16 protein-coding genes and 4 pseudogenes are annotated in these 21,407 nt (G+C 62.6%); 9 read left to right on the top strand and 11 right to left on the bottom strand.

Going from position 1 to position 21,407, the window contains the following annotated elements:
- Positions 1 to 102 precede the first annotated feature (102 nt).
- Positions 103 to 1,728 carry a pyoverdine maturation tyrosinase PvdP gene (gene pvdP, locus AC3WLP_RS19385; protein WP_017148195.1) on the bottom strand — a complete coding sequence of 542 codons (1,626 nt, stop codon included), beginning with the start codon at positions 1,726 to 1,728 and terminating at the stop codon, positions 103 to 105.
- A 182-nt stretch (positions 1,729 to 1,910) separates the two neighbouring features.
- On the opposite strand from pvdP, the gene AC3WLP_RS19380 reads away from it, so the two are divergent.
- The 3 genes from AC3WLP_RS19380 to AC3WLP_RS19370 all read left to right on the top strand — a co-directional run bounded on the left by AC3WLP_RS19380 (position 1,911) and on the right by AC3WLP_RS19370 (position 5,749).
- A complete protein-coding gene (locus AC3WLP_RS19380; RefSeq protein ID WP_088513751.1) occupies positions 1,911 to 3,257 on the top strand; it encodes a dipeptidase in 1,347 nt (448 codons plus the stop codon).
- Positions 3,258 to 3,273: 16 nt separating this feature from the next.
- On the top strand, positions 3,274 to 4,563 hold the full coding sequence (gene pvdN, locus AC3WLP_RS19375; RefSeq protein WP_088513743.1) for a pyoverdine-tailoring periplasmic protein PvdN: 1,290 nt from the start codon (positions 3,274 to 3,276) through the stop codon (positions 4,561 to 4,563).
- A gap of 64 nt (positions 4,564 to 4,627) precedes the next feature.
- Positions 4,628 to 5,749, top strand: a complete 1,122-nt coding sequence (locus tag AC3WLP_RS19370; protein WP_088513744.1) for a cupin-like domain-containing protein — start codon at positions 4,628 to 4,630, stop codon at positions 5,747 to 5,749.
- 74 nt (positions 5,750 to 5,823) lie between these two features.
- Here the strand turns inward: AC3WLP_RS19370 and AC3WLP_RS19365 are convergent, their stop codons facing one another.
- The 3 genes from AC3WLP_RS19365 to AC3WLP_RS19355 form a co-directional block, all read right to left on the bottom strand.
- Complete coding sequence (locus AC3WLP_RS19365) at positions 5,824 to 7,215, bottom strand: aspartate aminotransferase family protein (RefSeq protein ID WP_012051710.1); 1,392 nt, start codon at positions 7,213 to 7,215, stop codon at positions 5,824 to 5,826.
- Between the two features lie 194 nt (positions 7,216 to 7,409).
- Positions 7,410 to 8,732 (bottom strand): ATP-binding protein, encoded by a 1,323-nt coding sequence (locus tag AC3WLP_RS19360; RefSeq protein WP_003254253.1) that lies wholly within the window; start codon positions 8,730 to 8,732, stop codon positions 7,410 to 7,412.
- On the bottom strand, positions 8,729 to 9,412 hold the full coding sequence (locus tag AC3WLP_RS19355; protein WP_004576176.1) for a response regulator: 684 nt from the start codon (positions 9,410 to 9,412) through the stop codon (positions 8,729 to 8,731). The genes AC3WLP_RS19360 and AC3WLP_RS19355 overlap by 4 nt, the downstream gene beginning before the upstream one ends.
- Positions 9,413 to 9,670: 258 nt before the next feature.
- Between AC3WLP_RS19355 and AC3WLP_RS19350 the strand changes: the two genes are divergently transcribed.
- Together AC3WLP_RS19350 and AC3WLP_RS19345 are read left to right on the top strand one after the other, a co-directional pair.
- Positions 9,671 to 11,017 carry a DUF6861 domain-containing protein gene (locus AC3WLP_RS19350; RefSeq protein WP_088513746.1) on the top strand — a complete coding sequence of 449 codons (1,347 nt, stop codon included), beginning with the start codon at positions 9,671 to 9,673 and terminating at the stop codon, positions 11,015 to 11,017.
- A 19-nt stretch (positions 11,018 to 11,036) separates the two neighbouring features.
- Positions 11,037 to 11,654 (top strand): GAD-like domain-containing protein, encoded by a 618-nt coding sequence (locus tag AC3WLP_RS19345; RefSeq protein ID WP_088513747.1) that lies wholly within the window; start codon positions 11,037 to 11,039, stop codon positions 11,652 to 11,654.
- A gap of 89 nt (positions 11,655 to 11,743) precedes the next feature.
- Here AC3WLP_RS19345 and AC3WLP_RS19340 read toward each other — a convergent pair.
- Together AC3WLP_RS19340 and AC3WLP_RS19335 are read right to left on the bottom strand one after the other, a co-directional pair.
- A pseudogene (locus tag AC3WLP_RS19340) lies at positions 11,744 to 12,531 on the bottom strand (sensor histidine kinase N-terminal domain-containing protein); the annotation flags it as partial.
- Positions 12,528 to 12,761: pseudogene (locus AC3WLP_RS19335) on the bottom strand (winged helix-turn-helix domain-containing protein); the annotation flags it as partial. The pseudogenes AC3WLP_RS19335 and AC3WLP_RS19340, both read right to left, overlap by 4 nt.
- A gap of 125 nt (positions 12,762 to 12,886) precedes the next feature.
- Between AC3WLP_RS19335 and AC3WLP_RS19330 the strand changes: the two are divergent.
- The 4 genes and pseudogenes from AC3WLP_RS19330 to AC3WLP_RS19315 form a co-directional block, all read left to right on the top strand.
- Positions 12,887 to 13,381, top strand: a pseudogene (locus tag AC3WLP_RS19330) (DUF6861 domain-containing protein); the annotation flags it as partial.
- A gap of 48 nt (positions 13,382 to 13,429) precedes the next feature.
- Positions 13,430 to 13,543: pseudogene (locus tag AC3WLP_RS19325) on the top strand (hypothetical protein); the annotation flags it as partial.
- Between the two features lie 18 nt (positions 13,544 to 13,561).
- On the top strand, positions 13,562 to 14,179 hold the full coding sequence (locus AC3WLP_RS19320) for a GAD-like domain-containing protein (protein WP_088513748.1): 618 nt from the start codon (positions 13,562 to 13,564) through the stop codon (positions 14,177 to 14,179).
- 22 nt (positions 14,180 to 14,201) lie between these two features.
- Entirely contained in the window at positions 14,202 to 14,828 is a 627-nt protein-coding gene (locus AC3WLP_RS19315; protein ID WP_010954984.1) for a GAD-like domain-containing protein, read from the top strand.
- A gap of 16 nt (positions 14,829 to 14,844) precedes the next feature.
- Here AC3WLP_RS19315 and AC3WLP_RS19310 read toward each other — a convergent pair whose 3' ends face one another.
- Genes AC3WLP_RS19310 through AC3WLP_RS19290 form a run of 5 tightly spaced genes read right to left on the bottom strand, consistent with a single transcriptional unit; the run spans position 14,845 to position 20,957 of the window.
- A complete protein-coding gene (locus AC3WLP_RS19310; protein WP_004576177.1) occupies positions 14,845 to 15,411 on the bottom strand; it encodes a nucleotidyltransferase family protein in 567 nt (188 codons plus the stop codon).
- Positions 15,408 to 16,379, bottom strand: a complete 972-nt coding sequence (locus AC3WLP_RS19305) for an XdhC family protein (RefSeq protein ID WP_003254261.1) — start codon at positions 16,377 to 16,379, stop codon at positions 15,408 to 15,410. The genes AC3WLP_RS19310 and AC3WLP_RS19305 overlap by 4 nt, the downstream gene beginning before the upstream one ends.
- A gap of 3 nt (positions 16,380 to 16,382) precedes the next feature.
- On the bottom strand, positions 16,383 to 17,594 hold the full coding sequence (locus AC3WLP_RS19300) for a cytochrome c (RefSeq protein WP_012051706.1): 1,212 nt from the start codon (positions 17,592 to 17,594) through the stop codon (positions 16,383 to 16,385).
- Positions 17,595 to 17,596: 2 nt separating this feature from the next.
- Positions 17,597 to 18,133 carry a (2Fe-2S)-binding protein gene (locus tag AC3WLP_RS19295; protein WP_014755857.1) on the bottom strand — a complete coding sequence of 179 codons (537 nt, stop codon included), beginning with the start codon at positions 18,131 to 18,133 and terminating at the stop codon, positions 17,597 to 17,599.
- The gene (locus AC3WLP_RS19290; RefSeq protein ID WP_014755856.1) at positions 18,126 to 20,957 is read right to left on the bottom strand and encodes a xanthine dehydrogenase family protein molybdopterin-binding subunit; all 2,832 of its coding nucleotides are present in this window, start codon (positions 20,955 to 20,957) and stop codon (positions 18,126 to 18,128) included. The genes AC3WLP_RS19295 and AC3WLP_RS19290 overlap by 8 nt, the downstream gene beginning before the upstream one ends.
- Positions 20,958 to 21,407: the final 450 nt, after the last annotated feature.

Here is a 21,407-nt window from a genome sequence, read left to right as displayed (position 1 = left end):
TGCACACCCACGCTGGGGCAGATGCAGAACTGAGTGATATCAGCGTGCGATCTTACAAAATATAATGATTCTCAGCAACGTACACCTGCGCTGTGCTCACCGTCAGCCCGACGGCCGCACAACCTTGAGATTGCGGGCATACCAGGGGCGCTGCGGCACCCGTGGTTGCAGCCGGGCAAAGAGGTCTTCGTTGCCATAAATGATGCGCAACGCCAGCTTCATGGTTTCCGGGTCCATTTCGACGCTTCGACCGGGCCGCAAGCCCGGCACCGTCGAACAGCCATGGGTATCGGGACCCAGCCACGGGTCAGCCACCGCCACCCAACGCCCGGGTGCGAACCAGGGCACGCCGTTCACCTGCAAGCGGCGGATCTCACCCGGGTGGACCCGCTCATGGGCTCGAAACCAATCGTCGACTCGGTCGTCGATCCAGCCATGAAAATGCCAGAACACCGGGTTTACATGTGACGAGAACGGGTCGCCGAGAAAATCGTTGCGTGCTTCGAACCAGCGCTCAGCGAAATCACCCGGGGTACGTGCAGCAGGCACCGGCATACCGTTGGACGGGTCGCGCGGCACCGCCGCCCAACGCATGTGCAACCAGTCATGCAGGCCCAGCTCCAGTTCTGAGCCGAACTGCCCCAAGGTCAGCTTGCTCAGGTATTCCGGATCACTGTAGCGCGACTCCCAGACCTGAAAGTTGCCGTGGAAGGTATCCGGGCTTTTGATGTCGCGTACCCACTGGGTGTACTCCTGGTCGTCATGGGCCAGCCAGGTCGGTGGCAAGGCATTGCCGTCGTGGTTGTCGAAGTAACGGGCGAAACCGATGCGGTCACGCTCGAGCTCCGGCTGAGGCAGCGGGAACCGCGTCCACGAAGGCAGGTCCTGCAGGGCCCTGGCACTGCCAAGCATGTGCCGGTGCATGAACAGGAAGTCCTCTCCGGAACCGTTGCGATCCTTGTGCCGGCCACGCGCATCACGCTCCTGGCCACGCGGCCCGGGTTGCCAGCCCAAGCCACGCAGGGCGGATTGCTTGTCCTCTTCCAGCTTGTGCCACTTGTCCCGCGATGCGTGCCATAGCTGGTGGAACAGCCGATGCTCCGGCGAAATGAGCCAAGCCAGCAGCTGTGGCGACAGCGGCGTACGTTCGCGAGCCTCCGGGAAAGGCCGCTTCAAGGCCAGGAAGCCGTTGTCCAGAACAGGCAGAGACAGGGCGCGGTCCAGGGCCGAGATACGACCATTGAGCGTTGCCGGCCCGGCATTGCCATAGGCGCCCCAGACCTCATCGAGCACCACATGGCATTCATAGCGCGCCTGCCCTGCACCGGGCTCGGTTGAAAACAGCCGCCAGCGCAACATCCCGGGCTTGTCCGTCAGCAAGTCACCCATGACCCGATAACGGGGTTCCTGCTCACTGCGCAGGCGTTCGGCGGTGTCCAGGTAACCTCGCAGCCCCCGGCCATTGCTGGCGACATCCAGAAACAATTCCAGCTCCCCGTCGGGCAAACCCAGCAGTTGGGCATCCTTGCCATGTGCAGTCCAGCGCCAGATGCCCCGCAGGGTGTCGCCCAGCTGCTGCAGGCGGGTATCGGCCAACTCGACAACAGCCTCGCCAGGCGTTTCCGCAAACGCCTCGGCATCCCGCTGGCGCTGCATATACAGCGCTCCGGGTACCGCTACGCCCGTCAATGCCACAGCAGCGATGAACCCGCGTCGAGAAATCGTCATTGCAACTACCTGCGCCTTCATTGCGGCCATGGAGCACGGCCCGTCCAAGGCTAGAACGTTGTACCTGCACTGAAATTTAACGCCGCGGCCGGGGCGGCTAAATTTCCTCCGTGTCGACTCGTTCACCCCAGGTAGCGACGGCCTCTGTGCCCTCCCTCGACGGCGAACCTACCGAGACCAAGATGACGACACCACGCTGGAAAAAAGCCCTGTACATCAGCCTGGCTGCGGCAGTCGCCGCGGGTGCCGGTCTGGCTGCCTGGTACCATTTCGCGGCCCCTGGCGGCTACGCCCGGGAAGTCGTTCGTCAAGCCAACGACTTGCAGGAACGCATCATCTCGTTCGACAGCCATGTCACCTTGCCGCTGGACTTCGGCAACGAAGGCAGCGAAGCCGACAAGGACGGGCCGGGCCGCTTCGACCTGGCCAAGGCTGCCCAAGGGCGGTTGTCTGGCGCGGCGCTGACCATCTTTGCCTGGCCCGAATCCTGGACGGGCGCAAACAGCCCGCATCGCCCCACACCAGGCTTCGTAGAGGCCGCCCGCCACACCCAGGAAGTGCGCTACAACGCCATCACCGCAATGGTGCGCGACTTCCCCGAACGCGTCGCCATCGCCTACACCCCACAGGACATGCGGCGCCTGCACGGCGAAGGCAAGTTCGCGGTGTTCCTGAGCATGCTCAATGCGTATGCGCTGGGGGACGATATCGACCAGCTCGACCGCTGGGCGGCGCGCGGGGTGCGCATGTTCGGCTTCAGCTACGTCGGCAACAACAGCTGGGCCGACTCGTCTCGCCCCTTGCCGTTCTTCAATGACACTGTCGACGCGCTCGAGGGTCTGTCCCCCATCGGCAAGCGCGCCGTACAGCGGCTCAATGACCTGGGCGTGATCATCGATGTCTCGCAGATGTCCAGCAAGGCGCTGAACCAGGTCATTCAGCTCAGCCGTACTCCGGTGGTGGCGTCGCACTCGGCACCACGGGCCATGGTCGATATCAACCGCAACCTGTCCGACAAGGAAATGCAATTGATCAAGGAAGGCGGCGGGGTCGTGCAACTGGTCGCGTTCTCCAGCTACCTCAAGCCGCTCAGCGCGCAGACCCAGGAAAAGCTCAATGCCTTGCGTGCCCGCTACGCGCTGCCGCCACTGGCTGACCTGAACTACGCGCTGATGCCTGGCGACCCGGTCATAGCCGGCTGGCCCGAGCAGAAGGTCGGGCAATATGCCAACGAACTCTATGCAATCCTCGAACAGGAGCCGCCAGCGACCCTGAAGGACTACGGTGATGCCATCGATTACACCGTGCGCAAGATCGGCATAGACCACGTAGGCATCAGCTCGGACTTCAACGAAGGCGGCGGCATCGACGGCTGGCACGACGCCAGCCAAGCACGCAACGTAACGGCCGAACTCATTACCCGCGGCTACTCCGAAGCCGACATCGCCAAGCTTTGGGGTGGCAACTTCCTGCGCGTCTGGGCACAGGTACAGAGCGCCGCCCGCGGTACCGACACTTCTCTGCGCTAAGCCATTGGGCACCTTTATGAACGACCGCCGCAATTTTCTCAAAAGGGCCGGCATCCTCGCCGCCGGCCTGCCCCTCGCCAGCCATCTGCTACCCGTTGCCGAGGCCGCCACGCCGATACCGAGCGCCGGCAACCAACGATGGGCCGATTTTCGCCGCCTGTTCGAACTCGACCCAAACTATGCGCACTTCGCCAACTTTCTGATCACCTCTCATCCAAGGCCGGTACGCGAAGCCATCGAGGCCCTGCGTGCACGTTTCGACCGTCACCCGGCGCTGATGGTCGACTGGGATGCCCAGTCGGAGTGGAAGCATGAGGCTGAGGTACGCCAATGGGCGGCACGCTACCTGGAGGTGGCGCCACGCCAGATTGCCCTGACGGGCAGCACTACCGAGGGCCTGGGTTTGATTTATGGCGGCATCAAGCTGGCGCCCGGCCAGGAAATCCTGACCACGGTGCACGAGCATTCCGCCGCACGGCAGACCATGAACTACCGCAGCGCCCGCGATGGCAACCCGGTACGCAGGCTACGCCTGTTCGAGCAACCCTGGAAGGTGAGCACCGACCAGGTGCTGGGCACCGTGCGGGCCGCCATTTCCCCGCAAACGCGCGTGCTGGGCATGACCTGGGTACATTCGGGCAGCGGGGTGAAACTGCCGGTTGGCGAAATCGGTGCGCTCGTACGCGAGGTCAATCAGAACAGGGACGAACGCGACCATATCCTGTATGTCATCGACGGGGTTCACGGTTTTGGCGTCGAGGACATGCGCTTCGCCGACCTGAACTGCGACTACTTCATATCCGGGACCCACAAGTGGATGTTCGGCCCCCGCGGGACAGGCATCATCTGCGCCGCATCCTCGGCACTGGGGCAGCTGCAACCGAGCATCGCCACCTTCTCGGAAAACGAAGACTTCGCCACCATCATGAGCCCGGGCGGCTACCACGCCTTCGAGCACCGCTGGGCCCTGGGCAAGGCGTTCGAACTGCACCTGCAAACCGGCAAGGCTGCCGTGCAGGCACGCATCCACGCCCTCAACGACTACCTGAAGCAACAGCTGGAAAGCCTGCCTGCCATCGAGCTGGTGACGCCGCGCAGCAGCACCCATTCGGCGGGCTTCACCTTCTTTCGCGGTAAAGGCCAGGACGCCGACGCGCTGGCCAGGTACCTGACTAGCCAACGCATCATCGTCGACGCCGTCTCGCGCGATGCCGGGCCAGTGGTGCGCACTGCGCCGGGTTTGCTGAATACCGAAGCGGAAATCGACCGTTTGGTCGAAGTACTGCGCCAGCGCCTGCGCGCCTGACAACCCCTGCCCGGCCACACGCGCCCATGCCAATCCTGCACAACGACAACCGACGAGGCTTACCGTGGACCTTCAGCGCATACTCGAAAAACTGTTCGTCAATGCCCATGCCGTCGGCATCGAGGGCGTGTTCCAGTTCGACTTCGGCCAGGGACTCGCCTACTGGTCCGAGGTATGCGACAACCCCTGCACGGGGGGTGGCCGGCATGAGGCTCCGGATGTCACGATCGAAGTGGCTCAAGATGACTTCCTCGGCATCATGGCGGGCGCTGTCGACGTAGAGGAGCTTTTCGCCAGTGGACGCCTGAAAATAACCGGCAACATGGGCCTGGCGACCCTGCTGCCGCAGGTTATCAGCAGCGCGCGGCAAGGCGCGACCACCAGCAAGGCAGCAATGAACCAGCGCTACCCCACGCCAGGACGCTACAGCGAGGAGGTCTCGGCAGCCCAACCCGTGCTGCATGAGGTACAACGCCTGTCACGGGCCGAAATGCCGCCGTCGCGGTTTCACCATGAACACCTTTCAACGGGCGTGCCAGTGGTGCTGAGCGACGCCCTTGGCGACTGGCCGCTGTTCACCATGGGCCGTGACGCTTCGCTGGCCCACTTTGCCGAGCTACAGGGCATCACCCGGCATGGTGACTACGTGAAGAAGACCTTCTCTACCGACCGCGACTTCCGCGCCACCTCCATGGCCGACTTCATCGCTTCGCTCGACAAGCCGGCCAAGCCCGGCGAGCCGCCCGCCTACATGGGCAACAATATCGTGCCGGAAAAGCTGCAGGCTCTGATCCGCTACCCGGACTACTTCGATCGCCAGCGCTTCATTCCACCGCGCATCTGGATCGGTCCCAAAGGCACCCTTACACCCCTGCACCGGGATGACACTGACAACCTGTTCGCCCAGGTCTGGGGGCAGAAATCGTTCATTCTGGCAGCACCGCACCATCGCGCCGCACTGGGCACCTGGTCAACCAGCCCGAAGGGCGGCCTGGACGGCTGCGATTTCAACCCCGATGCCCCCGACTACGAGCGCTTCCCCGAAGCCCTTAAGGTGCCCTTCCTGCGCGTGGTGTTGCAGGCCGGCGACTTGCTGTTCCTGCCCGAGGGCTGGTTCCACCAGGTAGAGTCAGTGTCCACGTCGCTGTCCGTGAACTTCTGGGTAGACTCCGGACGCGGCTGGTAACCGGCGTGACGGCAACCTGATCTTGATGGGCCATTGGCGCAGGCGATGGGCCGCAACGCGGCCCTGACGAAGGTTCAGACTGCCGCGATCAACGCCTCTGCAAAGCGCTGCGCCACGTCATCGATCTGCTCAGCGCTGATGATCAACGGCGGCAGGAAACGCACCACCGCGCCATGCCGCCCGCCCAGTTCCAGGATCAACCCGCGCTTGAGGCACTCGCGCTGCACCTTGGCCGCCAGCTCTCGGTTGGCCTGTGGATACCCCAAGGCATCCCGCTCGCCCTGCGGCTCCACCAGTTCGACCCCAAGCATCAAGCCACGCCCGCGTACATCACCCAATTGCGGATAGTCACGTTGCAATTGCTGCAAGTGCTGACGCAGGCGCAGCCCCATGGCCTCGGCATGCTCGGCCAGGCGATGCTCGACCAGGTAGTGGATCACCGCCGAACCCGCCGCCATGGCCATCTGGTTGCCACGGAAGGTACCGGCATGGGCGCCCGGCTTCCAGGTGTCCAGCCAGTCGCGATAGACGACTACCGCCAGCGGCAGGCTGCCACCGATGGCTTTGGACAAGGTGACCACATCGGGCACGATGCCGGCGTGCTCGAAGGCGAACATGCGCCCGGTACGGGCGAAGCCGCTCTGGATCTCATCGACGATCAACGCCACGCCGGCCTGCTCGGTAATGCGCCGCACGCCCTTGAGCCATTCGATGTCGGCCGGAATTACCCCGCCCTCACCCTGTACCACTTCGAGGATCACGGCGGCGGGCAGCGGCACGCCGCTTTCCGGATCGAGCAGCAGGTTTTCCAGGTAATGCAGGTTGGCCTTGACCCCGGCCTCACCACCCAGGCCGAACGGGCAGCGGTAGTCGTAGGGGTACGGCATGAACTGCACGCCGCTGCTCAGCAACGCACCCAGTGGCTGCTTGGGGCCAAGGCTACCCATCAGACTCAACGCGCCCTGGCTCATGCCATGGTAGGCGCCGTGGAAGGCCAGCACGGTGCTGCGCCCGGTTGCACCACGCACCAGTTTGAGCGCCGCTTCAACGGCGTCGGTACCGGTTGGGCCGCAGAACTGCACCTTGGCCTCGCGACGCAGCGCCTCGGGCAGGATGCCGAACAGGTCCTGGACGAAACGGTCCTTGACCGGTGTGGTCAGGTCGAGTGTATGCAGCGGCAGTTCGTCAGCCAGCACGCGCTGGATTGCCTCGACTACGACCGGGTGATTATGACCCAGCGCCAAGGTGCCAGCGCCGGCCAGGCAGTCGATGAACTGGCGGCCTTCGACGTCTTCGACATGGATGCCCCGGGCGCGCTTGAGCGCCAGCGGGATGCGCCGCGGGTAGCTGCGGGCGTTGGATTCCTGCTGTTGCTGGCGTTGCAGCAAAGGCGAATCGGTGAATTCGTACAAGGGATGCGGCAAGCTGGCCGGTGCAACCTGGGCAAGGCTGGAAGCGGTGGACATGGGTGAATCCTCGCAAGCAAGCGGATGGGCGGTTATCGCTTTGGAAACGCTTGAGTGGGGGGAGGATTTAGCGGTTGTTACTGGATTTTATTTTTGTCTCTGCTGGCCCCTTCGCGGGTAAACCGCTCCTACAAGGACCGCACCGCCCGTAGGAGCGGGTTCACCCGCGAAGAGGCCAGCACAGGCAATAAACATCAATGCACCGGACGCGCCGGTACCCGCAACAAGACCCGCAAGCCGTCACTACGGCTGTCAAAGCGCAGGCTACCGGCACACCGCTGCACGATTGCCTGCACTATCGCCAGCCCCAATCCGCAACCACCACTCTGCCCATTACGCCAGAAGCGCTCGGTCAGGTGCTCCAGGTCCGCTTCGGCAATCCCTGGCCCATGGTCACGCACCATGAAGCCCACTTGGCCGTCTGCCATCTGCACGTCCAGCTCTACAGCTTCATCACCGCCATGACGCAAGGCGTTGTCCAGCAGGTTGCGCAGTGCTGCCACCGCCAACGGTGCCGGCATGCCCAGGTAGATTTGCGTAGCCTCCTCAGGCAGACGCAGCACGATACGCCGGTTGTCGCCGCCGCCCGCATCCTGCATCGCCTGCCGCGCCACCTGCTCGGCGCTGCACTGCACGCCATCCTCGAACGACAGGCTGCCTTCTACCCGCGCCAGCATCAGCAACTGCTCAAGCGTGCGGTGCATGCGGTCGGTGCCCTGCTCGGCATGTTCCAGCGCCTGCTCGCGCACTGCACCGTCGGTCATGCGCGCCACCTGCAGGTGGGTCTTGATCGCGGTCAACGGGCTGCGCAGTTCATGCGCGGCATCGTCGGTCAGGCGCCGCTCACGCTCGAGGGTCTGAGCAATGCGCAGGAACAGCTGGTTCTGGGTCTCCAGCAACGGCTGTAACTCGCTGGGCATGCCCGCCACCTGCAGCGGCTCGACACTGTCCGCACGCCTGCGGCGCAAGGCATCACGCATGCGGTTGAGCGGCTCCAGGCCCTTGCCAAGGCCGATCCACAACAGCCCCAGGCTGCCAAGCAGGGCCATCAATACCGGCGCCGATGCCGCCAGCAGAATCGACTGGTTCAGCGCCTCGCGCTCCATGTGCCGGTCGGCCGTGGTGATGCGCACATCGCCGTGGTTGTAGGTAAAGGTGCGCCAAAGCGCATCGTCGATGGTCTGGTCACGGAACCCGCTGCGCTCGTCGTCCATGGCGCCATCGTGCTTGTGGTTGCTGGCGAGGATCTCGCCACGCAGCGAGCTGACCTGGCAGGCCATGCCATCCGGTACGCTGAACTGGTCGGCGGAAAAATGCGCCTCCCCGCCCTTGGCAGTCAGCGGCTGCGGCAACTGGTCGATCAGCCCGGCGACCATACGCGCCGACGCCACCAGGCGCTGGTCGAGGGAAAACATCATCTGCTGGCGCAGGTCACGCAGCATCCACGCCGCGGCCAGCGCCCAGATGATCACGAAGGCACTGCCGAGGATCAGGCTCAGGCGTACCCGAAGGCTCATGATGCGGCCTCTTGCGGTGCCTGCGCCGGGCCCAGCCGGTAGCCCAGGCCACGCACGGTCTCGACAATGCCGTTACCCAGCTTGCGACGCAGGTGGTGGATGTGCACATTCAGGGCGTTGCTCTCGACCTCGTCGCTGAAACCGTATACGCAGTCCTTCAGTTGCTCGCTGGACAGCACTCGCCCGGGGTTCTGCAGCAGCGCCTGGAGCAGGGCCTGCTCACGGCGGGACAGGTCGACATGCTGGCCGGCCAGGGTCGCCTCGCAGCTACTCGGGTCATAGCGCAGCGGGCCGTGCTCGATCACGTTCACCGCCCGCCCGGCCACCCGCCGCAGCAAGGTATGCAGGCGTGCGGCCAGCTCGCGCAGATCGAAGGGCTTGAGCAGGTAATCGTCGGCACCGGCCTGCAGGCCATCGACACGATCGGTGACGGCATCGCGGGCGGTGAGCACCAGTACCGGCAGGGTCTCGCCTTTTTCGCGCAGGCGGCGCAGCAGCTTGAGGCCATCTTCGTCGGGCAGGCCGAGGTCGAGGATCATCACGTCGAACTGCGCGGCCTGCAGCATCGCTCGCGCAGCGGCGGCGTTGCCAACCCGGTCCACGGTCAGACCCTGAGCGGTGAGGCCGGCGCAGATGCCGGCGGCGATCAGGTCGTCGTCCTCGCAGAGCAGAACGTGCATGGTGGGGCTCCCGGAGTGGTGTGGCTGGTATTGCACCTTGGGCGGATTAAGGGGGCATTATGGACCTTTTGGGGAGGGTTGGGGGGAGATCGAGCGCCGCGCGGGTCGCCACCCTGCCCCTCGCAGCCTCAACCCCAATTCCCGAGTTTCTCGAACACAACAGAAACGAAGTCGCCTTTTCCTACAACTGACCCAGAAACCTCTGATCCGAATCCATGATGGGATTTCCCCCTGCACGCGCTGTCAGGGAGACACCTCATGTACCTGGATTACCTCGTGCCCTCCTGGCACGAGATCGAGTCACGTGTCATCGCCATGGTGGGCTACCAAAGCGGTGGCCAGTTCCGCACCAGCCTCAATGAAGAAGTCGCCTCGCTGGGCCTCAACCTGCGCCGGATCGAAGCTGTCCGCACAGCCTTCTACCACGCCGAATGGCAGGCGGCGCAGATGCTGCGCCAGCGCTTCGCCGACCTCGACATCAACAGCATCGTCGACGAACTGCTGAGGGTCGTGCAGCAGATGGCGATGATCGTCGCCGGCAGCACCATTACCGGTGGCCTGCTTGGCGCGGGGGTAGGCGCATTCGCCGGCGGCGCCGGAACCATTCCGTTCGCTGGCGCAGGCGCGGCCATGGGCCTCAAGGTCAGCGGCTGGATCCTCGGAGCGCTGGGGCTGGCCTCCATTGCCGAGTTCTTCGTCGAGGGCTTACCGCGGATCGGCGAGTACTACGTCGATGGCATCCGCTTCGCCTGGGAAGGCACCTGCGGCAATGAAGGCACCGGCCCGTTCTGCCGGGACGACCCCTATGCGATATCCCGGGCCACGCATCAGATTGCCCAAGGCCATGTGGAAGTCGTGGTGCTGTTGTTGGGGGCGATCGTGTCGTACCTCACCCGCGGGCGCGGCGATGCCCGAGTGCTGGCCCAGGAGATGGCGGCCAGCCGCAAAGGCGCGCGGTTGGGGCAATGGATGCTCCAGCATGAAGAGGGGTTGAAGAAACGGCCGGATCTGCAAGTGCCGGAGCGGCGCAAAGGGGCGATGGATGATCCGCAGCCAGTTCAGCCGAATCGGCAGGCGGGAAAAGACAAGGAGCCCTCGACAGCTAAGCCCGGTAGGATGCCGTTGCATACGGTGGCGTGTTTCAAGGCGGATAAATTGCCAGCGTCGAAGCATGGCGAGTTTGAGCGGCAGTTAAAGGGACAACAAGATGGACTCAATCGGCTGACGGTTGAAGAGTTCCTGGAAAATATTGCAAACCCCATAAAGCGAGATCCAAAAACTGCGAGAAAAGCAAGACAAAAACTGTATGACGACCTAAGGAAAAGAGCTTATAGAAAACTGCCCAAGGACATGAACCCAATTGAAGCAAGAAAAATTTCAACGATGCAGGCTAAGGAAACGATGTCCTCTCTTGCTGCGCTGCACAATCCAGATCTAATCGCCGGCGGCAAGGATGTCATCTCTGACTTCGGGGATAGGCAAGTAAATTCCACTATAGGTCCCCAATGGAGAAGCAGGGTAGGAGAGCTGACAAGATCAGTCGAAGAACAAGCCAAAGATGGCCGCGCATCAGGCTTTTTAAATGTCAGACTGCACAAATGCTAACAAGATAAGGAGCGCGACAATGGACGAATTTTTCTCCCTCTTCATAGAAGAGATGGGCGAGCCGATTTTCAGGCAGGAGGTGCCTCCTTCTAGCATCGAGCGCTACAGCGGTAAATTGCCGAAGAAACTGTTGGAATACTGGGCCGAGCACGGATGGTGCGGATATGGTGATGGAATATTCTGGACGGTCAATCCGCAAGACTACGAGGGCGTAGCCGCCTCCTTCATAGAAGGCACTGCGCTCGAAGGGCGAGATACCTATCATGTCATCGCTCGGGGCGCCTTTGGTGATCTCTATCTGTACGGAGAAAATTCCGGTTTTTCATTAGACATCGTAGCCCACACTTCACAATACTGCGGCAGAGTGAATGAACTTGATGCAGGCAACATGGACAAGGAGGTGCAAGATTTCTTTCTATTGATCGAACGGGAGTCCAACGACTTTGGCGATTTATTCGAGCCTGCATATAACAAATTAGGCAAACTCAATCATGATGAGATGTATGGTTTCGTTCCAGCCTTGGCATTCGGTGGCCCCTGCGATCTTGCCCACCTAGAAAAAGTCAAAGCTGTCGAGCACTTAATACTACTTGCACAGATCTCCACCCTCGAACCCTATAGCTTTTCTGACTTCTAAACACAGTATTGGCCGTGAAAAGCGGCGGATGAGATGCACGGCTTCGTCACGGCGTTGATGCTGGACGCGTCTGCCAGCCTGGCTAATCCTGCATGCTCCAGCGCTTGCTCGCGCACCGCGCCGTCGGTCATGCGTGCCACCTGCAGGTGGGTCTTGATCGCGGTCAGCGGGCTGCGCAGTTCATGCGCGGCATCGTCGGTCAGGCGCCGCTCACGCTCGAGGGTCCTGGCAATGCGCCGGAACAGCTGGTTCTGGGTTTCCAGCAACGGCTGCAACTCGCTGGGCATGCCCGCCACCTGCAGCGGTTCGACACTGTCCGCGCGCCTGCGGCGCAAGGCATCACGCATGCGGTTGAGCGGCTCCAGGCCCTTGCCAAGGCCGATCCACAACAGCCCCAGGCTGCCGAGCAGGGCCATCAGTACCGGCACCGATGCCGCCAGCAGAATCGACTGGTTCAGCGCCTCGCGCTCCATGTGCCGGTCAGCCGTGGTGATGCGCACGTCGCCGTGCTTGTAGGTAAAGGTGCGCCAAAGCGCATCGTCGATGGTCTGGTCACGGAACCCGCTGCGCTCGTCGTCCATGGCGCCATCGTGCTTGTGGTTGCTGGCGAGGATCTCGCCACGCAGCGAGCTGACCTGACAGGCCATGCCATCCGGTACGCTGAACTGGTCGGCGGAAAAATGCGCCTCCCCGCCCTTGGCAGTCAGCGGCTGCGGCAACTGGTCGATCAGCCCGGCGACCATACGCGCCGACGCCACCAGGCGCTGGTCGAGGGAAAACATCATCTGCTGGCGCAGGTCACGCAGCATCCACGCCGCGGCCAGCGCCCAGATGATCACGAAGGCCTGCCGAGGATCAGGCGTACCCGAAGGCTCATGATGCGGCCTCTTGCGGTGCCTGCGCCGGGCCCAGCCGGTAGCCAAGGCCACGCACGGTCTCGACAATGCCGTTACCCAGCTTGCGCCGCAGGTGGTGGATGTGCACGTTCAGGGCGTTGCTCTCGACTTCGTCGCTGAAACCATACACGCAGTCTTTCAGTTGCTCGCTGGACAGCACTCGCCCAGGGGTCTGCAGCAGCGCCTGGAGCAGGGCCTGCTCACGGCGGGACCCAATTCCCGAGCTTCTCGAACACAACAGAAACGAAGTCGCCTTTTCCTACAACTGACCCAGAAACCTCTGATCCGAATCCATGATGGGATTTCCCCCTGCACACGTTGTCAGGGAGACACCTCATGTACCTGGATTACCTCGTGCCCTCCTGGCACGAGATCGAGTCACGTGTCATCGCCATGGTGGGCTACCCAAGCGGTGGCCAGTTCCGCACCAGCCTCAATGAAGAGGTCGCCTCACTGGGCCTCAACCTGCGCCGGATCGAAGCTGTCCGCACAGCCTTCTACCAGGCTGAATGGCAGGCGGCGCACATGCTACGCCAGCGCTTCGCCGACCTCGACATCAACAGCATCGTCGACGAACTGCTGAGGGTTGTGCAGCAGATGGCGATGATCGTCATCGGCAGCACCGTTACCGGCGGCCTGCTTGGAGCGGGGGTTGGCGCATTCACTGGCGGCGCCGGAACCATTCCGTTTGCCGGCGCGGGCGCGGCCATAGGCCTCAAGGTCAGCGGCTGGATCCTCGGTGCGCTGGGGCTGGCTTCCATTGCCGAGTTCTTCGTCGAGGGCTTGCCGCGTATCGGCGAGTACTACGTCGATGGCATCCGCTTCGCCTGGTAAGGCACCTGCGGCAATGAAGGCACCGGCCCGTTCTGGGTCAACTCCAGCATTGGTGCTCAATGGCGAAACAGACTAGCCAGCATAAAAGAGGCTGCGGAAAAATCGCCGAAATTCGGCACCCACTCGACTTACATGAATGTAAGACTTCATAAGTGCTAACGATAAGAGGCATCGCAAATGGATGAGGTATTCTCCATATTCCTTGACAATATAGGCGCGCCTTTTTCGCGTCGAGAGGTGCCCCCCTCCAGCATTGATCGCTATAACGGAAAACTTCCAGCGTTGTTACTTGCATACTGGAAAGAGCATGGATGGTGTGGTTTTGGCGAAGGTATATTCTGGCTGGTTAATCCACAGGAGTATGAGGGCGTGGTCTCATCCTGGATCGAGGGCACCCTCCTTGAACATCGGGACACTTACCACTTGATTGCCAGAAGCGCTTTCGGCGACCTGTATCTTTGGGGAGAGAACAGTGGCTTTTCAGTAAAAATCACAAGTCTTCTGTCCCGTTACACAGGTGAAAACTGCACACTCACTGAAACGGAAGCAACCAGAGAGGTCCAAAGTTTCTTTCTATCAAGAAAAAAAGAACACAACGATTTTGAAAACCTTTTTGAGCCCGCGAAGAAAAAGCTGGGCATCTTGAAAGAAGATGAGATGTATGCCTTTGTTCCTGCATTAATGCTGGGAGGGCGCCCCGACCTCAAAAACCTGGAAAAACTTAAAGCAATAGAGCATTTAATTTTGCTGTCTCAAATCACCGAACTCGAACCCTACAGCTTCTCTGACTTCTGAGCACACAAAAGGACCTAAACGAATGGATGTCATCTTCAGCATTTTCCTGGAAACCTTCGGCGACCCCATCGGCCAGCAACCCGTACCACCTGCCGCTGTCGATCATTACCAAGGCAAACTCCCCAATCGCCTCCTTGAATACTGGCAAGACCACGGCTGGTGCGGCTACGGCGGCGGCTTGTTCTGGCTGGTAAATCCTCAGGAATACCAGGGTGTAGTGGCCTCTTGGTTGGCAGGTACGCACTTCGAAGCATGCGACACTTATCACCTCATCGCCCGCAGCGCTTTTGGCGACCTGTACCTATGGGGTGAGAAAACCGGTTCGGTGCTGACCATCGCGGCCTACCATTCCCGTTACCTCGATGGCGCTCACAGCTCAGGCGACGAAGAACGGGACAACAAGATCCACGGTTTGCTCATGTGGCTGATGACCGAGTGCGTCTACTTCGACGACCTGTTCGAACCTGCCAGGGAACGGCTCGGCACCCTGGGCTCAGACGAAATGTATGGCTTTGTCCCCGCCTTGATGCTGGGAGGCCCAGACAGCCTTGAGCGTCTTGAAAAGCTGAAGGCAGTGGAGCATCTGGTGCTGCTTTCCCAACTGAGCGAACTCGAACCCTATGAACTCACTGGCGAAGAAGATGAATAGCCTTTGACGAACGCATTCAAGGGCGCACCGCATCCGGCCTATCGACATCCTGCAACACACCGGCATCCTGCACCTCTAGCCTGACGCAAACCGCCGGGTTGGCCTTGACCACCGAACGCGCCCCTTCATCACCCTTCAACCGGGCAAGCGCCGGCCAGAAATCGCGCCCGAACAACACCGGATGGCCCTGTCGTCCAGCATGACAAGGCAGGACTATCGTTGACCCACTGGCCTCGCGTGCAAGCAAATCCAGGGTCGCGGACGCCACCCAGGGCATATCACCCAACAGAATCGCTACTGCCTGCGCCTCGCTGTCAGCCAGCGAAGCGGCCCCGGCCGCCAGGCTATGGCCCATGCCCAATGTGAAATCCGGACTGGAGACCACCCTGCACCGCGCAGGCAACCCCAGGTCCACGCCTCGCTCCCCTTCACGCAACACCACCCGCACATCATCGAACACTGCGCAGGCGCTCTCTACGCTGTGTACCAGCAAGCTTCGACCGTCAGCCAGCAGCGAACGGCGCTTGTCAGCGCCGAAACGCACACTGCTGCCTGCCGCCAATACCAACGCAACCACGCTCACAGCGCCGCCCGCTCGATGCCATTGCGCGCACGAAGGATATCGGCCAGTACCGCCAGGGCGATCTCGGCCGGGGTCTTGCTGCCCAGGTTCAGGCCTATCGGCGCATGGATGCGCGCCAGCTCGTCGCAACCCAGGCCACCAATTCGCTGCAAGCGTTCGCGACGCTTGTCGGAGGTGGCCTTGGAGCCCATCACGCCGATGTAGAACGCTTCGGTCCGTACGGCTTCAAGCATGGCCAGGTCATCGATTTTTGGATCATGGGTCAATGCCACCACTGCCGTATCGGCATGGCAACCGCCATTGGCGATGAATTCCGACGGCAGCTCGCGGCGCACCTCTATGCCATTCAGCACTACGCCGTCGAGTACTTCGTCACGCGGCTCGCAAAGGATGACCTCAAAACCCAGCCCCCTGCCGAATTCGGCGCAAAAATGCGCCACGCTGGAATAGCCGGCCAGCAGCAGCCGCTGGGCGGCGCCGACACGCAAGCGCACCCGGGCATTTTCCCGTTCGACCCGTGGCCCCTGACTATGGTCATCGAGCAGCTGGCGGGTACCCGTAGGCAGGCTCACCTCACGCAGTACCCGGCGCTGGCCCAGCAGCGCACGTTCCAACTCACGCAGATGCGCCTGCACCTCGCATTCAACCGGCAGGTTCTCCACCAGCACTTCCAGCACACCGCCACACGGCAGGCGAACGCGCGAACGCGGGTCGCTGCCGTCGCCATAACGCACGATGGCAACCGGCTCCGGGAATTCCCCCAGGGCCACGCGTTCGAGAAAGTCGTCTTCGACACAGCCACCGGACAGCGAGCCCAGCCACTGGCCGCTGGCGTTCACCGCCAGCAGCGAGCCCGGCGCACGCGGTGCCGAGCCGTAGGTGGCGAGCACCGTGCACAACCATACCCGCTGACCGTTGCAGGACCACTGCAAAGCCTGACGGATCACCTGTAGATCGAGATGCTGCACGCTTTACTCCGCCTTCAGCTCGGCGAGCTGCTGTACGTTCAGGTCGCCGGGCAATCCACCCCAGGCCTGGCGCAAGTAGTTGACCATATCTGTCACCTGTTGGTCATCAAGCTTGTCGGCAAAGCCCGGCATCGGCTGCATGCGCTCGAAGCCGGTGAACTGCTGTTCACGGATACCCTCGAGGACCACCTTGACCAGATTGCGCGAGTCGGCCTGACGCAGCACGGTGTTGCCGCGCATGGCCACGGCGATGTGCGGCTTGCCCTCGCCGTCGACACCATGGCAGCCGGCGCAGACGTTCAGGTACTGCTGGTGGCCCCGCTTGGCACTGTCGCTCATCCGCTCCAGGGCAACGGCCTCGATAGCCTTGGCCGGCGGCGGCTGGTCGCCCAGCAGGTAGGTGGCCATGGCCGCAAGGTCTGCATCTTCCAGGTGCTGGGTGCTGTGGTGCACCACCGGGAACATCTCGTTGAACATGCTGCCCTGGGCGCTGATGCCGTGCTTGAGGAAGGTGGTCAGGTCCGGCTGCGTCCAGCCGCGCTCGGCCAGGTCCTGGGCCAGCAGGCTTGGCGCCAGGTAGCCACCCAGCAGGCCGCCGCTCAGGCGTTGGTCCTGCTGCAGCGCACCGATCGGATTGCGCGGGGTATGGCATTCGCCACAATGGCCCATGACCTCGACCATGTACTGGCCGCGCTGCCAGGCCGTGCTTTTACCCTCGGTCGGCTGCAGTTGCACGCTCTTGCCATACAGCATGTTCCAGCCGCTGAGCCCCATGCGCACATTGAACGGGAAGCGCAACGCGGTCTGCGGTGCCGGGCGGTTGATCGGCGGTATGGTCATCAGGTAGGCGAGGATCGCGTCCGAGTCTTCACGCTTGATCAGGTGGTACGAGGTGTAAGGCATCGCAGGATAAAGGTTGGCGCCGTCCTTGCGCTTGCCCTCGGTGACTGCGGCGAAGAACTCGTCGGCGCTGTAGTTGCCGATGCCGTACTGTTTGTCCGGGGTGATATTGCTGCCATAAATGGTGCCGAACGGCGAATGGATCGGCAAGCCGCCCGCATACGGCGCGCCGCCTTCGGCGGTATGGCAGGCCATGCAGTCGGCCGCGCGGGCCAGGTATTCACCGCGCTTGACCTGCGCATCGTCGGCCGCCAAGGCAAACGAACTGACCGCCAGCCCGAGGGCCAACGCCGAGGCGCTACGTACGAAGCCCATGTTCAACCCTCCTTGACCAGGCCGAGATCGTTGAGCACCTTGCGGGTGGCATCGTAGTAACGCACGTAGCCTGTGCAGCGGCAGATGTGGTGACCGAGGCTGGCCTCGATGCGGTCTTCCACTTCGCTCTTCTTCAGCGGCTGGCGCTGGGCCGTTTCCACCAGCACGGTAGCGGCGTTGACGAAGCCTGGTGCGCAGTAGCTGCACTGGAAGGCGAACAGGTCGACGAACTTCTGCTGGATCGGGTTGAGCGTCAGGTTGCCGGCCTGGTCTTTTTTGGCATGGCCTTCGATGGTGCGAACCTTCTTGCCTTCGAAGTAATGCGCACCGGTGATGCAGGTGCGCACTTCTTCGCTGGTGCCGTCGGGGTTGTCGACGATCACCACGCAGGCGTGGCAGATGCCCTGGCCGCAACCCAGGCGCGAGCCGGTGAGGTTCTGGTGTTCGTGCAGGTAGTCGATCATCGCCAGGTCCGCGGGAACCTCGACCGGCCCGACCGGTTGACCGTTGAGCGTCAGTTGCAGTGGACGGTTAGCCATTGAGGGCCTCCTTGATACGGGCTGGGGTGATGGGGAGATCGCGCACGCGCTTGCCGATGGCATGCGCGACGGCATTGCCGATGGCACCGACGACCGGGATCATCACCACTTCGGCGATGCCCTTGGAGGGGTCGGTCGGTGACAGCGGCGGGAGGATTTCGCTGGTCTGCTGCCACACCGCCACATTGCGCGCATGCGGCAGGCGGTAGCGGTTGAAGTTCCAGTCGCCCTCCCCGGGCCCACCCTCGTACAACGGCATTTCTTCGGTCAGTGCATGGCCAATGCCCATGGCGATACCGCCTTCGAGCTGGCCCTTGACCAGTTCCGGCACCAGCACCCGGCCACACTCGACCCAACTGTGGTGGTTGAGCACCTGCGTCTCCAAGGTGCCTTTGTTGACCTTGACCTCGACGATGGTCGCCACCGGGCTGTAGTAGGTGACCATGGCGTTGTTCAGCTGGGTGTCGGGGTAGGCCGCATTCTGCCGGTCGAGCAGGTGATAGCCATGGCTGCCCATCTGCGCCTTCTTGGCATTCACCGCACCATCGCCGTACTTCACCGCCATGGCATCGAGGGGGAAGCGCTCGCGCACGCCATCGATGACAAAGTCGGCCTCGGCCCAGCTCCAGCGGTTGAAGCCGTGCACGCTCACGCCAGTAACCAGCCCCATGTCGTGGGCCTTCTGCGCCAGCTGGGCAAACGGAATCGGCGCCAGGCCATTGCCGGTCAGCTCACCGTTGACCCACACCGCATTTTCGCGGCGCACCACCAGCGGGTTGGCCTGGCCGCCGTGCGGGCCTTGGCTCCAGATCGCCATGGCCGCCGGCCACAACCCATGATTGAACAGCACACGCGCCGCTTCGCGGGTGGCATGGCTGAAGTAAAACGCCGAGTTGGTCGCCGACGATGGCGACGCCAGCTTGCCGACCCAGCGCGGGTTGCGCAGCGCGGCGTCCTGCTCCGGCTGGCTGATCAGGTACGGGTTTCCGCTAGTGCTCAATTGCAGCTCTGGCCATTCGGTGACTGCAGTCGTCACCTCGTCGGCCGAACGGCCGAGGAAATCGCTGACCACCAAAGCCTGGGAGGTGGACATGCCGGTGCCCAGCTCGGTGCCGATATGGCGCAGGCTGATGCGGCCATCGGCGCTGAACTCGACACTGGCCATCGGCGCCTCGGAACCTGTGCCGAAGTCCTTCTGGCAGATGGCGAAGCCGACGCCGTACCAGTGGTCCGGGTCCCTGGCGTCCATCTGTTGCTTGCGTGCATCGCGGTTGCGCCACCACTCGTGCACAGCGGCCTTGTCGAGGATCTCGTACAGGCGCAGGGCGCCGGCCGGGACCGCACCCTGGGTGTTCTTCATGCCCGATTTCAGCGCGTTGGCGCGGCGCAGGTCGATGGCATCGACGCCCAGGCGGCCGGCGATCTCATCCACCATCATCTCGGTGGCCGCCATGCTCTGCAGGGTGCCGTAACCGCGCATGGAGCCGGCCTCGACGCCACGGGAATAGTAGGCGGTCACCGACAGGTCGTTCTGTGGCATGTAGTAGATCGACTGCGCTGCCGTGGCGCCCACGGCTGCCACCGACGGGCTGTAGTTGATGCGCCCGCCGCCGTCGCAGCTCATGTCGGCGCGGAAGATCTTGAAGCTGTTGTCCTTCTTGTCCACCGCCAGCTGGTAGCGGATATCGAAGGCATGGCGCTTGATACCGCTCTGGAACTGCTCGTAACGGTCGTTGGCCAGGCGGATCGGCACGCCGGCGCCGTAAAGCGCAGCCACCGCGGCATAGAAGACGAAGATGTTGTTGTCTTTTGAGCCATAGCCCACGGTATAGCCCGGATGCATGTTCAGCGTGTTCAGGGCAAAGCGCGACGGCTTGATCATGTGCACGCATTCCTGCGCCACTTCGAACGGGCACTGAGTGGCGACCACGAAGTGCAGCGTGCCCGTGGCCGGGTCATACCAGCCGTTACCGTTGTCCGGCTCCAGCGCGGCAGGTTCGATGGACGGCGTCTTGTAGCGCTCGTCGAACACCAGCCAGTCCTCGGGCGGGTTGTCCAGCTGCTCGGCCATGCGCTTGGCGTAGAACAAACCCTGCTCGGTCAGGTCGCCGTGCTGGTTGGGCTGCTTCGACCACACCGGCTTGCGGTTGAGAATGGTGGGGAACAGCATGGCGTTCTTCAGGCTGGAGAACTCATCGTCGTCGAACGGCGTGGCGCCGCCCACCCGCACGAAGCGGAAGCTGCCATAAGGGTCGCGCTGGTACAGCGGCGCCTGGGCACCGTAACGGATCGCCTGCTGATTGAACTGCAGCTTGCGCTTGGCCTGGCGGAAGCGCTCGAAGTCGTGCCAGATCAGGATCGCCACCGGGTGGCCGATGAACATCGGCACCTTGCCGGGCGGCAGCAGCGGGTCGGGCGAATGGGCCTCGGGCCAGGCAATGCCGTCCTGTTCGAGGTCGGCGGCAGTGACGATGCGGTCCGGCTGCAGGTCGGTGCCGAGCAGGCTGAGGTCATGCCCGGCATAGATACGATCAACCGTGGTGGCCTTGAGCAGCAGCGCATGGCCCTGCTGCGCGGGCCACCCGGGCATGTCCTTGGCGCGGATGTCGCGGGCGAACACTTTGTCGCCGCAGACCTTGGACAACGCATCGTTACGGAAACGCGCCTTGCCGTCGTGGTTCATCCACTTCTGCGGCGAGGTGGTGACGCGCTCCTCCATCAACGCGGCGAAGGCCTGGCTGCCAAGTGGCGCCATGGTCACGCCGACACCAGCGATCAGGCCGCCTTGCAGAAAGGCGCGCCGGGAAATATCACGGTTGGACATGCTTGATCCTCTGGGCAGTTGGGGCCTGCCCTTTCTTTTGATTCTTGGCCTGGCTTGAGAAAAGCTGACCTTGGCGTCAACTTTACAGCAATTGGGTGGGTATAGGCAAAGTCAAGCCGACAATGTGTCGCGGTGTGTATAGGGCAAGAGGCGGAATTCGCGCTTTGGCGGGTAGGTGTTTGGCGGGAGAGTTTCAGCGCCTGGTAGGTGTTCGCCGCGAGAGTTTCAGCGCCCGGTAGGTGTTCGCCGGGAGAGTTTCAGCGCCTGTGAGATCGAGCGCCGCCCGCGCGGCGCTTCGCGGGTAAACCCGCTCCTACGTTTGTTTCGGGCCAATTATGCCTGTGGGATTTACGCCCTAACGCCTTGGCGCACGCCTCGATATCGCGTCGTACAAACAAGGCGGTCGCGCGCGCCTGGCACAGAAGGGAGATCGAGCGCCGCCCGCGCGGC

The sequence above is a fragment of the Pseudomonas sp. FW305-E2 genome, assembly GCF_058782925.1.
This window is presented reverse-complemented; position numbering and strand designations above follow the sequence as displayed.

Coding starts and splice junctions, on each gene's coding strand:
- pvdN (WP_088513743.1), top strand. CDS start 3,274: ATGAACGACCGCCGCAATTTTCTCAAAAGGGCCGGCATCCTCGCCGCC.
- AC3WLP_RS19350 (WP_088513746.1), top strand. CDS start 9,671: ATGTACCTGGATTACCTCGTGCCCTCCTGGCACGAGATCGAGTCACGT.
- pvdP (WP_017148195.1), bottom strand. CDS start 1,728: ATGACGATTTCTCGACGCGGGTTCATCGCTGCTGTGGCATTGACGGGC.
- AC3WLP_RS19360 (WP_003254253.1), bottom strand. CDS start 8,732: ATGAGCCTTCGGGTACGCCTGAGCCTGATCCTCGGCAGTGCCTTCGTG.
- AC3WLP_RS19355 (WP_004576176.1), bottom strand. CDS start 9,412: ATGCACGTTCTGCTCTGCGAGGACGACGACCTGATCGCCGCCGGCATC.
- AC3WLP_RS19320 (WP_088513748.1), top strand. CDS start 13,562: ATGGATGAGGTATTCTCCATATTCCTTGACAATATAGGCGCGCCTTTT.
- AC3WLP_RS19290 (WP_014755856.1), bottom strand. CDS start 20,957: ATGTCCAACCGTGATATTTCCCGGCGCGCCTTTCTGCAAGGCGGCCTG.
- AC3WLP_RS19345 (WP_088513747.1), top strand. CDS start 11,037: ATGGACGAATTTTTCTCCCTCTTCATAGAAGAGATGGGCGAGCCGATT.
- AC3WLP_RS19315 (WP_010954984.1), top strand. CDS start 14,202: ATGGATGTCATCTTCAGCATTTTCCTGGAAACCTTCGGCGACCCCATC.
- AC3WLP_RS19295 (WP_014755857.1), bottom strand. CDS start 18,133: ATGGCTAACCGTCCACTGCAACTGACGCTCAACGGTCAACCGGTCGGG.
- AC3WLP_RS19380 (WP_088513751.1), top strand. CDS start 1,911: ATGACGACACCACGCTGGAAAAAAGCCCTGTACATCAGCCTGGCTGCG.
- AC3WLP_RS19365 (WP_012051710.1), bottom strand. CDS start 7,215: ATGTCCACCGCTTCCAGCCTTGCCCAGGTTGCACCGGCCAGCTTGCCG.
- AC3WLP_RS19300 (WP_012051706.1), bottom strand. CDS start 17,594: ATGGGCTTCGTACGTAGCGCCTCGGCGTTGGCCCTCGGGCTGGCGGTC.